This is a genomic window from Nocardia sp. NPDC127526, assembly GCF_042672265.1.
Lineage (GTDB): Bacteria > Actinomycetota > Actinomycetes > Mycobacteriales > Mycobacteriaceae > Nocardia.
In genome coordinates this window covers 673,392-685,503 of the sequence record NZ_JBHXVO010000001.1, presented here as the reverse complement: position 1 = coordinate 685,503, position 12,112 = coordinate 673,392, and the positions used below count along the sequence as shown (strand labels likewise).

General features: G+C 64.6%; 13 protein-coding genes. 5 read left to right on the top strand and 8 right to left on the bottom strand.

The window, feature by feature from the left end; genetic code table 11:
- Nucleotides 1-48 precede the first annotated feature (48 nt).
- Complete coding sequence (locus ACFVIV_RS02845) at nucleotides 49-438, top strand: hypothetical protein (protein WP_379193037.1); 390 nt, start codon at nucleotides 49-51, stop codon at nucleotides 436-438.
- Nucleotides 439-469: 31 nt separating this feature from the next.
- Here ACFVIV_RS02845 and ACFVIV_RS02840 read toward each other — a convergent pair whose 3' ends face one another.
- From ACFVIV_RS02840 to ACFVIV_RS02830, 3 genes are all read right to left on the bottom strand, one after another.
- Complete coding sequence (locus tag ACFVIV_RS02840) at nucleotides 470-655, bottom strand: DUF397 domain-containing protein (protein WP_379193036.1); 186 nt, start codon at nucleotides 653-655, stop codon at nucleotides 470-472.
- On the bottom strand, nucleotides 652-1,551 hold the full coding sequence (locus ACFVIV_RS02835; RefSeq protein WP_379193035.1) for a helix-turn-helix domain-containing protein: 900 nt from the start codon (nucleotides 1,549-1,551) through the stop codon (nucleotides 652-654). The genes ACFVIV_RS02840 and ACFVIV_RS02835 overlap by 4 nt, the downstream gene beginning before the upstream one ends.
- A 701-nt stretch (nucleotides 1,552-2,252) precedes the next feature.
- Nucleotides 2,253-2,978 carry a hypothetical protein gene (locus ACFVIV_RS02830; RefSeq protein ID WP_379193034.1) on the bottom strand — a complete coding sequence of 242 codons (726 nt, stop codon included), beginning with the start codon at nucleotides 2,976-2,978 and terminating at the stop codon, nucleotides 2,253-2,255.
- Nucleotides 2,979-3,281: 303 nt separating this feature from the next.
- Between ACFVIV_RS02830 and ACFVIV_RS02825 the strand changes: the two genes are divergently transcribed.
- Entirely contained in the window at nucleotides 3,282-4,124 is an 843-nt protein-coding gene (locus tag ACFVIV_RS02825) for a nucleoside hydrolase (RefSeq protein WP_379193033.1), read from the top strand.
- On the opposite strand, the gene ACFVIV_RS02820 is transcribed toward ACFVIV_RS02825, so the two are convergent.
- Together ACFVIV_RS02820 and ACFVIV_RS02815 are read right to left on the bottom strand one after the other, a co-directional pair.
- On the bottom strand, nucleotides 4,102-5,295 hold the full coding sequence (locus tag ACFVIV_RS02820; protein ID WP_379193032.1) for an MFS transporter: 1,194 nt from the start codon (nucleotides 5,293-5,295) through the stop codon (nucleotides 4,102-4,104). The genes ACFVIV_RS02825 and ACFVIV_RS02820 overlap by 23 nt on opposite strands.
- Entirely contained in the window at nucleotides 5,292-6,509 is a 1,218-nt protein-coding gene (locus ACFVIV_RS02815) for an aminotransferase class I/II-fold pyridoxal phosphate-dependent enzyme (protein ID WP_379193031.1), read from the bottom strand. The genes ACFVIV_RS02820 and ACFVIV_RS02815 overlap by 4 nt, the downstream gene beginning before the upstream one ends.
- A 433-nt stretch (nucleotides 6,510-6,942) precedes the next feature.
- Here ACFVIV_RS02815 and ACFVIV_RS02810 point away from each other — a divergent pair, with 433 nt between their 5' ends.
- Entirely contained in the window at nucleotides 6,943-8,151 is a 1,209-nt protein-coding gene (locus tag ACFVIV_RS02810; RefSeq protein WP_379193030.1) for a hypothetical protein, read from the top strand.
- Here ACFVIV_RS02810 and ACFVIV_RS02805 read toward each other — a convergent pair.
- Nucleotides 8,115-9,326, bottom strand: a complete 1,212-nt coding sequence (locus ACFVIV_RS02805) for an MFS transporter (RefSeq protein WP_379193029.1) — start codon at nucleotides 9,324-9,326, stop codon at nucleotides 8,115-8,117. The two genes, ACFVIV_RS02810 and ACFVIV_RS02805, sit on opposite strands and share 37 nt — an antisense overlap.
- 107 nt (nucleotides 9,327-9,433) lie before the next feature.
- Entirely contained in the window at nucleotides 9,434-9,988 is a 555-nt protein-coding gene (locus ACFVIV_RS02800) for a hypothetical protein (RefSeq protein ID WP_379193028.1), read from the bottom strand.
- A 254-nt stretch (nucleotides 9,989-10,242) separates the two neighbouring features.
- Here ACFVIV_RS02800 and ACFVIV_RS02795 point away from each other — a divergent pair, with 254 nt between their 5' ends.
- Both ACFVIV_RS02795 and ACFVIV_RS02790 read left to right on the top strand, forming a co-directional pair.
- Nucleotides 10,243-10,557, top strand: coding sequence for a hypothetical protein (locus ACFVIV_RS02795; protein ID WP_379193027.1), 315 nt, complete (start codon nucleotides 10,243-10,245; stop codon nucleotides 10,555-10,557).
- Nucleotides 10,558-10,571: 14 nt separating this feature from the next.
- The gene (locus ACFVIV_RS02790) at nucleotides 10,572-11,090 is read left to right on the top strand and encodes a YbaB/EbfC family nucleoid-associated protein (RefSeq protein ID WP_379193026.1); all 519 of its coding nucleotides are present in this window, start codon (nucleotides 10,572-10,574) and stop codon (nucleotides 11,088-11,090) included.
- A gap of 19 nt (nucleotides 11,091-11,109) precedes the next feature.
- Here ACFVIV_RS02790 and ACFVIV_RS02785 read toward each other — a convergent pair whose 3' ends face one another.
- Complete coding sequence (locus tag ACFVIV_RS02785) at nucleotides 11,110-11,784, bottom strand: hypothetical protein (RefSeq protein WP_379193025.1); 675 nt, start codon at nucleotides 11,782-11,784, stop codon at nucleotides 11,110-11,112.
- Between the last annotated feature and the right edge of the window lie 328 nt (nucleotides 11,785-12,112).

The window sequence follows — 12,112 nt, the reverse complement described above, 5'->3', positions numbered from 1 at the left end:
GAGCGCTACCTCCTCCTCCCGGATGGTGACCCTGAAGGAGGCCTGACCTTGTCCGAACTGAAGCCGGTGGGCATCTACCGCGAGATGTATCGCGCTGCACGCCAAGACCTTCCGTCGTTGCACGAGTCACGCACCGAGCAACTGGCCGATAACCGAGACCGAGTGATCGAGTACATGAAGGCCGCCACACCGGTCTTCGACGTCATGGGCGATGCCCCCGACCTCCTCGACACGACGAAACGCATCGGCAGCGGGCCATCACTGATCTCCGACGGCGAATGGATCTGGCGAGTCGACTCCATCCACTACCTATCCCACTACCCGTTGAGCATCCCGGACGAGTTCCTAACCCACGTGCACGCCCGAAACTACCAACCTGCCGGAAACGTCGACGTCGCCGACGAGAAGTTCGACACCGCCATCAAAACCTACTTCTGACGCCAACCAGCGAGAAGTAGCCGGAAGTCCCTCAGCCCTGCCAGATCTCGCTGGCAAGAAAGCGGTCCCACTGGTCACCGGTGAACCACAGCTCGGGGCCACGGTCTTTGGAATCGCGGACTCCGACCTGTTCACCGAAGTAGACCTCGACGCATTCGCTGGCCTTCGAGGATCGGGAAGCCTTGAACCACTGGCGGATTGGAGGCTGGCAACTCATGCCTCGTACTCCTTCGCAATGTCGAGCATCATGCGTTGGGTGTCACCCTCAGTCAAAGCTACCGCTCGGAGAGACGAGATCGCCTCTCGATATTGATCGATGACGTCCTCCCGCTCGTGGTAGAGCGCGCCGATTGCACCCTCGATGTAGGCCACCGGCGGTTCGGTCAGGCCGCTGTCCAGGTGTGGGAACTCCAGCAGCGTGAACGACTGGATGGTCAGGCCACGGTGCGAGCCCGAGCGGAACGGGACTACCCGGATGCTGATGTTGTCGCGTTGCCCGGCCTGGCACAGCCATCGCAACTGGTCAGCCATGACAGCTGGGCCGCCGGGTTGATGTCGCAGTACAGCCTCGGAGAGTAGGACATTCAGCCGGAGGTTGTTGTCATCGAGCTTCGCTTGGCGACGACTGTTCAACTCGAGTCGGCGCTCGGTGTCGACGGCCGACAGGTCCGGGTCTTCGATCTTGGCAATGGCACGTCGGTAATCCGGTGTCTGCAACAAGCCTGGGACCAGAACCAGCTGATGGGTGGTGATCCGGTTGGCGTCTGTCTCGAGACGCAAGTAGTGCGGGAAGTAGGAGAAGTATTGATCAGCGTAGGCTCGCCAGAATCCCTTCGAGTTGCCTTGCAGCTTTGCGGCTTTGGCTTGTTCTCTGACCTCCACCCAGAGCCTGAGCGCTTCGGTGCGGCTCTCGCGATCCACTTCATAGAAGTCAAGTAACCGCTCAATCTGCGGAGTCGTCACCTTGGACGGCAGACCGTCCTCCAAGCGCATAACGGTCGGCGGCGAGACTTCGATCTGCAAGCCGGCCGCCAGCAGGCTCTTCCCGGCCTGCTTCCGGAGTCCTCGGAGAAATCTCCCAAATGTTCTGTAGGAGACAGACGATCCGGCCATTTCCTTAGCCTCACTATCTGGGATTCTCAACTACGAAACGTTTCAGCGTGAAATTCCATCGTATTCCATCGAACATTCATGGTGTTCGTTTCACGGAAGCCAATTCAGGTGTCTACTTGAAAACAGCTCGGGAATTCGATCATTCGATCAAGGAGATGCCGTAATGCCTTGGGATGCTTGGGCTCTGCTGTTCGTACTCGCACTCTGCACCAGCGTCATCGTCTGGTGCTGCTGGGGCTTCTACCGGGACAGCCATCCGGAAGCCGTGCGCTCCCTTCGACTCTCGCTCCTAACCGGCGGGTTTCTCGACATCCCGGTTGCGAACGGGCATCCGGGCCACCGGCATCGAGCACGGCACGGAAGGTGACCACGCCATGAACTCCTCTACGCTCAACCACAATCGGACGCCGGAGCACCCCGCGATGCGGTATCCCGAGCACGTCCAGTCCCTCCTGTGGTGTCACCGCAACTGTGTCGAAGGCACCAGCATCACTCAGAACTCGTGCAGCAGGCGAGCACAACTCCTGGAGATTCGTGAGCGAAACGGGTGGACGTGGCCGATCCCGGCTCCCGACTTCCCGCCGAGGTGAGGTGCACCACGCCTTTGCCTCGCTGCCTTCTCCGAAGTACGAATGGCGGCGAATCCGACGGAACAGCGCCGGGTTCGCCGCCACCGAATGTGCGGTCAGAGTCGGTGGCGACTACGGGATCGCCTGCGGGGCAGCGGCACCCACGCCCGCGCCGACACCGGCGCCGACCAGCCCGCCGACGGCGGCGGCCGGGAGGCCGAATACGGCGGCGCCGATAGCGCCGCCCGCGACACCGCCGAGCACCGCGCCGATCGCGATGGCAGGAAGCGCGGTGGCGGCTTCGGCGGCGAGGCCGGCGATGAAGACGGGCACGTCGATGATGCAGCCCGTGGTGGCGCAGCCGACCATTGCGGTGATCAATGTGCCCGCTGCGACCGTGCCGATACCGATCAGGAATCCGGCCACGCCGCCTGCGACGGCGCCGATGGCAACGCCGGGCACCGCGCCGACGACGGCCGCCGGAATGCCGGCGAGCGCCGCGCCGCCCGCCGCGCCGATCAGCGCGCCGGTACCGACCTTGTTCGGGTCGAAGTCGGCGGGCGCGGCGATGGTGGTGATGTCCGGACCCGGCGCAGCCGCGGTGCGGAATGTGACGGGCTGACCGTCGACCCGGACGTCGGCGCCGTTCACCGTGACAACATGTCCGTCAATGGTCATGGTGTTCGCGTCCAGGATCGTCACGGCGTGACCGGCGACGACCGCGCTCTGACTGACCGGCGCGCTGGGCGGAACCGGCGTAGCGGATGCCTGACCCGCGCACATCACCGCCAACGCGATCGGCAGCGCACCCAGTGCGGCGATTCGACGTGCATGTCCGGTGTTTCGGCTGATCGCCATGAAACCCCCCTTGTCCCTTGTGATTCATGAACCGCATGAATTCAACGACACAGCCGCTGACCTGGTCAAATGCAGTGGTGCTCATCACATTTCAGACTTTCTCAACGAATCCATGAAGATCATGCGTAGGTGCGGCTGGAGAATGCCTGATATGACCGGGGGCGAGGAATCGCGGGAGTTGTCGACCAACGAGATGCGTGATGCGCTGGCCGAGCGGGCGCGCAGTATCGGCCTCACCGGACCGCGGCACGGCTTGCCGCGATTCCCGATCTGCTGCCACCGCCGTCCTCGATGCCGTTGGTCGTGGACACCGACATCGGTGGCGATCCCGACGATGCGATCGCGCTCGCCGTTGCTTCCGGCTTGCCCGAGTTGGCGCTGGTGATTACCAGCGATGAACACGACGGGCGGCGGGCCAGGCTGGCCCGGCACCTGCTGGACTTACTGGGCCGCGAGGACGTCCATGTCGTAGCTGGTAAGGACCTCGGGAACGATGCGTACTGGGCGGCGGACGGGCTCATACCGGAAGACATTGCGGCCCAGCACGGCGATGTCGTTGCGGCTGTTCGAGATGTACTGGAGCAGGCCGGCGGTGGCCTGGTGCGCTGGCTGAGCATCGGGCCGATGTCCAACCTCGCCACAGTGATCACCGAGATCCCGGATGCCACCAAGCGCCTGATCGTCACACAGATGGGCGGCGAACTGAACTACCGTCACGCTGATCGCGCCGAGCACAACATCCGTCTCGACATCCCTGCTGCCCGAACCGTACTCGGCACCGGAATGCGGATCTGGATCATGCCCGCGGATATCACGTTCCACCCGGAGAATGAAATCACCTCCAGCTCAATCGAATACGAGATGATCGCCGGCGCCGGAGGACCCTGGGAACTGATCCGCGCACATTTGGATCAGTGGTTCGCGAACTTCCACCCCGGCACCATGCAGCATGACGCCCTCGCACTTGCTTTGGCGATGGGCATGGCTTTCCTACGGTTCAGCCGAAAGGGGGTCGGCTTCGACGAGATCGGCCGCATGACTGCCGGTGACAACCCGGTCTTCCTCACCCACAGCGCCGACTACTCCCTCTTCAGAAATTGGCTGTGCAAGTGGCTGGATCAGGTCATCGCTTCGTCTGCCACCTAGCTGACGAGGCAACAGCATGCTGAAGGATGCCGACGGTGAGCATTGCGCAGGCGAAGACGGCGATGTAGGCGCCTGTTCTGTTGCTCAGGTAGGTCGCCAGCAGGCTGATCAGGGCTGCTGAGACGGTTTGGACGAAGCTGCCGTAGGAGGAGGCGGCGGCGGAGATGTTCTTTTGGCCGGATAGTAGGAGGCTTTGGCCTAGGGGGAAGAAGTAGCCGGCGGAGAGGTTGAACAGGCAGGCCGAGAGGACGAAGACTTCGAAGGGGATGACGAGGTATTTCGGGCTCAGGGCGGCTGTTAGGGCGAGGGTGCTCGCGACGAGCGTTAGCAGCGAGAACCAACGTGATTTTCCCTCGAGGAAGCGGACTGTCGCGAGGCGGGTTCCCAGGAGGTACAGGATTATCGACATGCCGAAGAGGTAGGAGAAGTGGTGGGGCTCCAGGTGGTAGTCCTCGACGCAGATGCGGGGGGCCAGCGAGACGTAGACGAAGATCATTGAATAGGTGGCGCTGAGGAGGATCAGTCCTGAGCGGAAGCCATTGTCCGAGAACAGCTTTGTGAGGGTGTCGAGTGAGCCTCGGGAACGGTTCACCGTTTGGCCGTTCTGGAATCTGAACAGCAATTGCACGGTGAGCAGGGCGGCTATTCCGAACACAATGAGAACGATGAAGTTGGATCGCCAGCCCGAGACCGCGGTCAGGTAGCCGCCGAGGATGGGGGCGATGATCGGCACGATTGCCGCCACTGTGGCGAGGTCGGCGAGTTTGGATTTGAGCTCACTGCCCTCGAACTGTGTGCGAACGATGGCTCGGGCGAGCACCGGACCGTACGCGGAGCCCAGGGCCTGTAGGACTCGGCCGACCAACAGGACGATGATGCTCGGGGCGAGGTAACAGACGATGCTTCCGACGGTGTAGAGCAGCAACGCGCAGACGAGGGCCTTCTTTTCGCCCAGGACCGCGGTCACGCTGTTGACGGTGAGTTGGGAGAAGGCATAGGCGAAAAGGAAGACGCCTATCGTGAGCTGGGCATTCGGATAGCTCGTTGCCAGGTCACGGCTGATGACCGTGAGGGAGGGGACGATCATGTCCAGGGACAGGGTGGTGACGACGGCGATCGTTGTCACCACAATGAAGTTGGCCGCGCGATGGCTCACGCGCTCCGTGGTCACCGAACCTGCGCAAGAGCCGCGGTGAACGCACGCAATTGTTCGGGGGAATGCTCGGAGGAGAGTGCGACTCGCAGCATTGCTTCGCCGAGGGGCACGGTGGGGAACATTGCCGTCGTGGTCGCGAAGCCACGGGAATGCAGGGCACGCGCTTTTTCGACCGCCGAGGATTCATCGCCGATCAGAATGCCCCTGATCGGCATCTCGGTGCCTCGGTTGATGATCTCTCCGGGAGCGGTTTCGTCGAAGAGACGAATGCGGTCCTGGAGGGTGCGCTGGCGACGTTCGACCTCTCCATCGAGGTGCAGGGCTGCCGAGGCGACGGCGGCCGCGATGCCGGGCAGGCTGGGCGGGCCGCCGAATGCGTATGAGACGGAATGGCGTTTGATGAAATCCGCCGTACCCCGCTTCGGGAGGGCGGCGAATCCTCCGGTCGCGCCGAACGCCTTCGAGGTGGAGCCCGCCAGGATCAGGCGTTCCGGAAAGACGTGGTCCAGTGAGCGGAGGGCGTACCCGGATCCGAAGCGCCCGAATACGGAGGTGCCGTGTGCGTCATCGACGTATGCGTATCCGTCGACCTTCTCCAATTCGGCCAGCAGCCATGCGATGTCGACGACGCCGCCCATGGAGCCCACGCTGTCGGAGATGGTGATGACGGTCCTGTTGTCACCCGAGCACCTCCGGATGAGCTCCGAAAGGGCCTGCTTGTCATTGAAATCGCACCGGAGTACCTCACCGAATTGCCCGAGCAGTCCGCGATTGATCTGAATCGTGGCGTGTGCCGTTCGGTCCATGACGAACACGGGTCCATTCCGGCGCAGCGAGAACCCTGGCAGCTCACCTGAACCGAGGAGCGGAAACACCGCCAGATGCGCGGCCGTCACCGAGTTGAAGACGACGGCGTGCGCACCGGCACAGATCGCACCCAGCCGCTCCTCGAGCTGGTCGAAGAGATCCACCTTGATGCGCGTCCGAGCCACGGATAGCTGAACACCGAACTGCGCTATGGCGTTCACGGCCGCAACCCCGAGATCTTCGTGCGTTTCGAGACCCAGATAGGAGCAGCTCACGAACTCGACCATCCGCCGGCCGTCATCCAGGACGATCTCCTTGCCGTCTCGCGCGACGACATTGAGGTCGTTCACCGAACTCGACCACACCAGATCCTGGTGGGAACGCGCGGCCCGGATCTTGCTGGACTGCCAATTGCTCTTCACGAAAGAACCCCCTTGCCGATCCACGACATGATGAAATACGCTGCGCCCCTGCCGAATCCGTGCCCCTACTCACGGTCGCAACCGGATCGACTGTAGCAGAACCTATTCCGGATGGAACTAATAGAGCCCGCACCCACGAAGTGCGGCATCAACCCCGAATCGCTTAGGGTCCCTGAGGGTGAGCAGTTTTCAGGGGCCTGACTCGTTACCCAATCCATTCGCGCCGGCGCCGGGCATCGCGCCACCGCAGGGTGGGGGTGGCGGGCGGGGAAGTTCCGCGGAGCGGGCTTGGGGTGGGCTGCTACTCGGGATTGCGGTGCTGGTTTTCGCTGCCTCATTTGTGACGCTGACCGACTTGGACGGCGACGGGTGGTCGGCTTGGGGGTCCCGTTCGACCCGAAAATACGAGAGCACCAGCTTCACTGTCGCTGGTGTGGCGTTTGTGGTCTGTGCGGGACTCGCGGGGGTGGCCGGGGTGCTGTTGGTGGCCGGGCGGGGAAATCGGGTGGCGCGATGGCTCGCCGGGGTCGGGGCAGGAATGGCGTTGGGACTGGGGTTTTCGCATGTTTACCAACTGATTTGGACATTCATCGAATGGGGGAATGAAGGGATCGAGCCGGGGGGTGGATTCTGGATGCTCGTCGTGACCGTGCTGCTGTCGATCGCGGCGATTGCGGGCGGAGCCGTCAGTGCCGACGGGCAACCGCGTTTGCCCTATCCGGCGGGGCGCGGGAGCGAAACCTTTACGGGGGTGGGTGCCTTTCTCATCGGTACGGCGCTGCTGTCAGTGGTCGGTATCGTTCTGTACCAATACTTTGGGTATGGCTCGGGGCTCTTCGGTGGTTTTCTGAAGAGCACGGGGCTGCCGCTGTTGCTCACTGTCCCGGCGGCTTTCGTCATGGCGGTCATCTTGTTCGCCGGGAGGGAGCCGCGCGGTCGGGGGATTCGGCTCGCCGCGTCGGTGATCGTTGGATTGATCTTCGGTACGGCGCTGGTTCGTGCGCTGAATCTGGTTCCCCCGCTCGGGGACGGTGGGGGCTCCGAGCGGGAAATGCACTTCTCCTGGTACATCCTGTTGTTGGCCGCCCTGCTGCCGATCGGCGCGATTATTGCGGGCGCGGTGTCGAAGCCGGTTCCCGCCGGGCCGGTGTCACCTCCCATGCAAGGCAGCCACCTACCTCCGCAGATGCCGGGTTACATCCCGGCCCCTATGCCGACACCGTTCGGGCACAACGCGACACCTCTGACCGCACCGGCGCCCCTGGCCAAACCCGTTGAGCCGCCGCGCATGGCGAAGGTCTATGACGGGAAGGATGCAAAGGGGAAGCCGATTGTCGAACGGCCGCCGGTGAATCCGCAGATGCGGGACGCACTATTGGCGTACTTGGAATCCGCGCCCGTGGTCTTGGCGGCGCGCAGCACGGACATCGATGAGTTCGCGCCCGCCGATCGGGACGTGCCGTTGAACTTCCGCACCGACGGGGTGTGGGTGTGGGCCGGAGCCGTACCGCATTATCTGCTCAAGCATGGGTTGGCGCCGGAACCGGAATTGGTGCGGCACATTGTGGGTCGCGGGTTCCGGGTTGGCGAGGTGGATGAGGCTACTCAGCAGCTCGCGGTGCGGGTGATTACCGGGACCTGAGGCTGGGCGCGGAGGGCGCGGGAGCCCAGGGCCGCGAGGAGCAGGACCGCGACGGGGACTGCGAGACCGATCGCCAATCCCAGGCGGTGGGCCACGAAGCCGATGAGGACGGGGCCGGTGAAGAAGCCGAGGTAGCCGAGGATGGAGACATTGGCGATGGCGCGGGCGGGGGCGATGGCGGGTACGCGGCCGCTGGCGGCGAAGGTCAGGGGCAGGGTGTAGGAGATGCCTAAGCCCAGCAGTGCCAGGCCGATCAGGGCGGGGATGGTGCTGCCGAACAGGAGCGCCGCGCCCAGTCCCAGTCCGGCGGTGAGGGTGCCCACGAGGAAGGGGCGGACCGGGCCGAAGCGGGCGACCAGTCGGTCGCCGGCCAGTCTGCCGATGGTCATGGATCCGGCGAAGATCGCGAAGCCGACGGCGGCCAGGGTGCTGCTGGCGTGGGTTTCGTCGCGCAGGTAGACCGCCGCCCAGTCATTGGCCGCGCCTTCGGCGAGCGCCACGCAGAAAGCCAGCAGGCCGAGCACGATCAATTGTTTCGGCCAGCGCCAGCCGCCGCCGCCCTCGGTGGCGTCCACGCTGTCGAGGCGGTCGGCCGTCGAGGGCAGCAATCGGCTGGTGCACCACACCGCTACCGCGATCGCGAGCAGTGCCATGGCCGAGAAGTGCGGGGCCAGAGCGATATCGGCCCCCTCGGCCGCGGCGCCGAGCAGCGAACCCACGATCAAGCCGAGGCTGAAGTAGGCGTGGATTCCCGATAGCAGGGCGCGGCCGCTCACCTTCTCGACCGCGACGCCGTGGGCATTCATCGCCACATCGACAACACTGTTCGACAGCGCGAAAACCACTGCCGCGATGGTCAATCCGATCAGATTGGGCACTACCAACAGCCCGGGCAGGCACACCGCGAACACCGGCGCCGCGAATCTCAGTGTCGCCCTGCTTCCGAAGCGCAGCGTGACGAACTTGCCCAGTTGCAGGCCGGCGATGGCACCCGTGTTCAGCCCGGCGAAGACGATCGCCAGACCGGCCTCATCGAGGCCGAAGGCGTCCTTCACCGTCGGTATCCGTGCGGCCCAGGTGGCGAATATCGAGCCGCTGAGCAGGAAGATCAGCCGCACCGACAGCAGGGCCGGACGGTAGTCGGAACCCAGCGGGTCGGCGCGGCGAATCGACACGGCGGCAAGTCCTCTCGGTGCGGCTCAGCCTCTCGGGGAATCCAAGGCAAGCACGAGATTCAAAGCCCCGCAAGGGGTTCGACACCCACAATCAGCCGGTGACCGAGCTACCAGCGCGCGAGTTGGGCGGCGTAATGGTCGCGCAGGGTGGTGAGGCGGGTGCGGGTGAAGCGGCCGGGTTCGCGTTCGTACATGGCCAGGCCGTCCGCGGAGGTGAAGGCGGAAAGGGGGATTCGCTCCGTGGCGGGCGGGAGGAACTTCAGGACTTCCTCGACGGCGGCGACGGCCGTGGCCAGGGCATGGCGGTTGGTGCGCAGGGCGGCGTCGTCCAGGCCCGCGGGATCGGCGGGGATGGCGCGGGCCACCGCGTCGGAGTACCAGAGCCACAGGCCGGGGTCGAGGAGTTCGGAGGGGTTGTCCTCGCCGTAGCGGACGGAGCCGGCCGGCGGGGGGAGAACCTCGTCGGGGATGCGGAACCGGTATTCGCGCTCGCTGCCGCAGCGGGGGCACTGGCCGGTATAGCGGCTGGCCAGGACGCCTTCGATATTCACCACCGAGCTGCGGAAGGTGCATTTGGGTTCGCCGCAGGTGGGGCAGGGCTGCAGGCTGATGTAGAGGCGGGCTTCCGCGTTGGTCCGGGCTAGGGGCAGAACGTCTGGCACGCCGAATCCTTTCCTCGTGATGGCGGTGCGCTGCCATCATGCCGCGCGGGGTCCCGTGGCGTTGGTGATCTTAACGGTAGGTGTGGGATGGGCATCTTTCCAGTGCTGGCGGTGACTAGCCGTTAATCGCTGTTCACGTTGTATGCACTGTGGCGCTGTGGCAAAGTCGATCTCGTTGTGTACGGCATCGGTCGCACTGCGCTGGCCGCAGGTGGCTTTCGACCCGGAAGGGGACCGCAATGTCCGGAAGAAGAGTGCATGCGGATGCGGATGCGGTGGGCGAGATTTCGAAGCTCGCGAGGACGATCCGGGATGGATTGGCCGATGTCGCGGTGACCGCGCGGCGGGCGGTATCGCCGGGCGAGGCGGCGTGGGGCGACGACGATTTCGGAGCCAAGTTCGCCGAGGGTGAGAAGGGGTTCAAGACCGGGAGCACGAACATCGCGACCGGGTCGGACAATATCTCGACATCGTTCGACACTCTGGCGACCAACTTGACCGACGGCGGCGGACGCCTGAAGAACGACGAGAAAACCAACGAAACCGGGTTCAAGCGTCAGACGAAGTAGTTCGGAGATTTCGAATGTCCATGGAATTCGGGAATCCCGCGACGGCGTCCATCCTCGAAGGATTCACCCAGCAGATGCGGGCCATCGCCGAGGCATCCCAGAAGCGGGCCCGGTTGACAGCGAGCGCCACCGCCTCGAGCGGGCGGGTCACCGTCACCGTCAATGCCGACGGCATCGTGATCGCGACGAAGTTCTCCGCGAGCATCGACGAGTTGAGCTATGACGAGATCGCGCGGGCCGTCACCACGGCCGCGCAGAGCGCGTCCGCGGAGGTGGCGCGCAAGGTGGAGGAGTTGATGCGGCCCATCACCGAGGACCGCATGAAGGCGCCCAAGCTGTCGGAGCTGTTCGAGGGCTTTCCCGATCTGGAGCCCGAGGCGCCGCTCGATATTCCGGCTTCACTCGCGGCCCCCAACTCGCGCGAGCGGCTCAGCCAAAAGGCCGAACCGGCAGCGGAATTCACCAACTCGGTGGATTTCGACGACTGGCGGTCCGATACCGGGGCCGCCGATGCCACCGACCGGGGCTGGTGAATCCGGCGGCGGCGCTGCGTCATTCGCCTTCACGCAACTGCGGGTAGTACCCACGCTGGTACGGCGACAGCTGCGAGATGGCGAGTTCCCCAGCGCCGCGGCAGATCGGGCACACCCGCTCCTGATGGCACTCGGGGCATTTCACGCGCCCTTTGGCCGCATCGGGCAGCCAGCCGCGCCCGCCGCACTCCGGGCACCAGCCCAGGCCGTCGCACTCGTAGCAGAGCACATGTCCGGGTGTGACGGTCTCGGCCGTCTTGACCGGGTCCGGCCATTCGAAAGTCGACACGGCCTGCAAGGCCATGGCCGGGGTGTGACCGCTGTAATACACGGTGGGCGTGTGCTCGCCGACCTGGATCTCGATCGTGTTGCCGTCGCGGGTGCCGGTGACGACGGTGCGCTCGGTCGCGCCGGTCTCCCGCGTCTCGGTCACCTGCCAGCCGGCGGTCGTGAGCTGCGCCTCGGCCCGGCGCACGAGCTCCGCCGCCGGCACGTCCGCGCGCTCACCACGGAAGGAGTCGGCGGAGTACCGATACTTCAACGGCTCATGCCAGTCGACAATGCCTGGTTCATCGAGAAACAGCAGGTCGAGATCGGCACCCGGCGTGAGCTCGGTAATGAGCTCGACGAGCTGCGCGCGCAGGGATTCGCCCAGCCGGTCCAGCTCGGCACGCGCCTGCGAGATGTCGCTCATACGGCCGGACACTACCACCGCCGGGGGCTCGGGCACGGCCCCCATCAGCGACGCAGGCCCGGCCGTGGACGCCCGTCGGGGCCGCGGCGGAGTACCCGAATGTTCTGCTACTCGAAACCCGCTGCCCCACTTCCCGTTCGTGTTGAGTTCACATGCGTCGTTGTGGCACAGTCGGACTCGTCAAGATCAGCACTTACACCGGCAGGCGTTCATGCGGAACCTGGATCAAAGGGGGCTCGTGGTAGGCGGTACTCGGATGGCGCCTGCACCTCGGACAGCGCACTGATGGCGCACCGCAACGCTATTCGCCTAGCCGAGAGCTGAGGTG

What these genes read in the sequence shown, in the direction of transcription:
- ACFVIV_RS02840 (WP_379193036.1), bottom strand. Translation starts at nt 655, where the DNA reads ATGAGTTGCCAGCCTCCAATCCGCCAGTGGTTCAAGGCTTCCCGATCC.
- ACFVIV_RS02785 (WP_379193025.1), bottom strand. Translation starts at nt 11,784, where the DNA reads ATGAGCGACATCTCGCAGGCGCGTGCCGAGCTGGACCGGCTGGGCGAA.
- ACFVIV_RS02835 (WP_379193035.1), bottom strand. Translation starts at nt 1,551, where the DNA reads ATGGCCGGATCGTCTGTCTCCTACAGAACATTTGGGAGATTTCTCCGA.
- ACFVIV_RS02790 (WP_379193026.1), top strand. Translation starts at nt 10,572, where the DNA reads ATGTCCATGGAATTCGGGAATCCCGCGACGGCGTCCATCCTCGAAGGA.
- ACFVIV_RS02830 (WP_379193034.1), bottom strand. Translation starts at nt 2,978, where the DNA reads ATGGCGATCAGCCGAAACACCGGACATGCACGTCGAATCGCCGCACTG.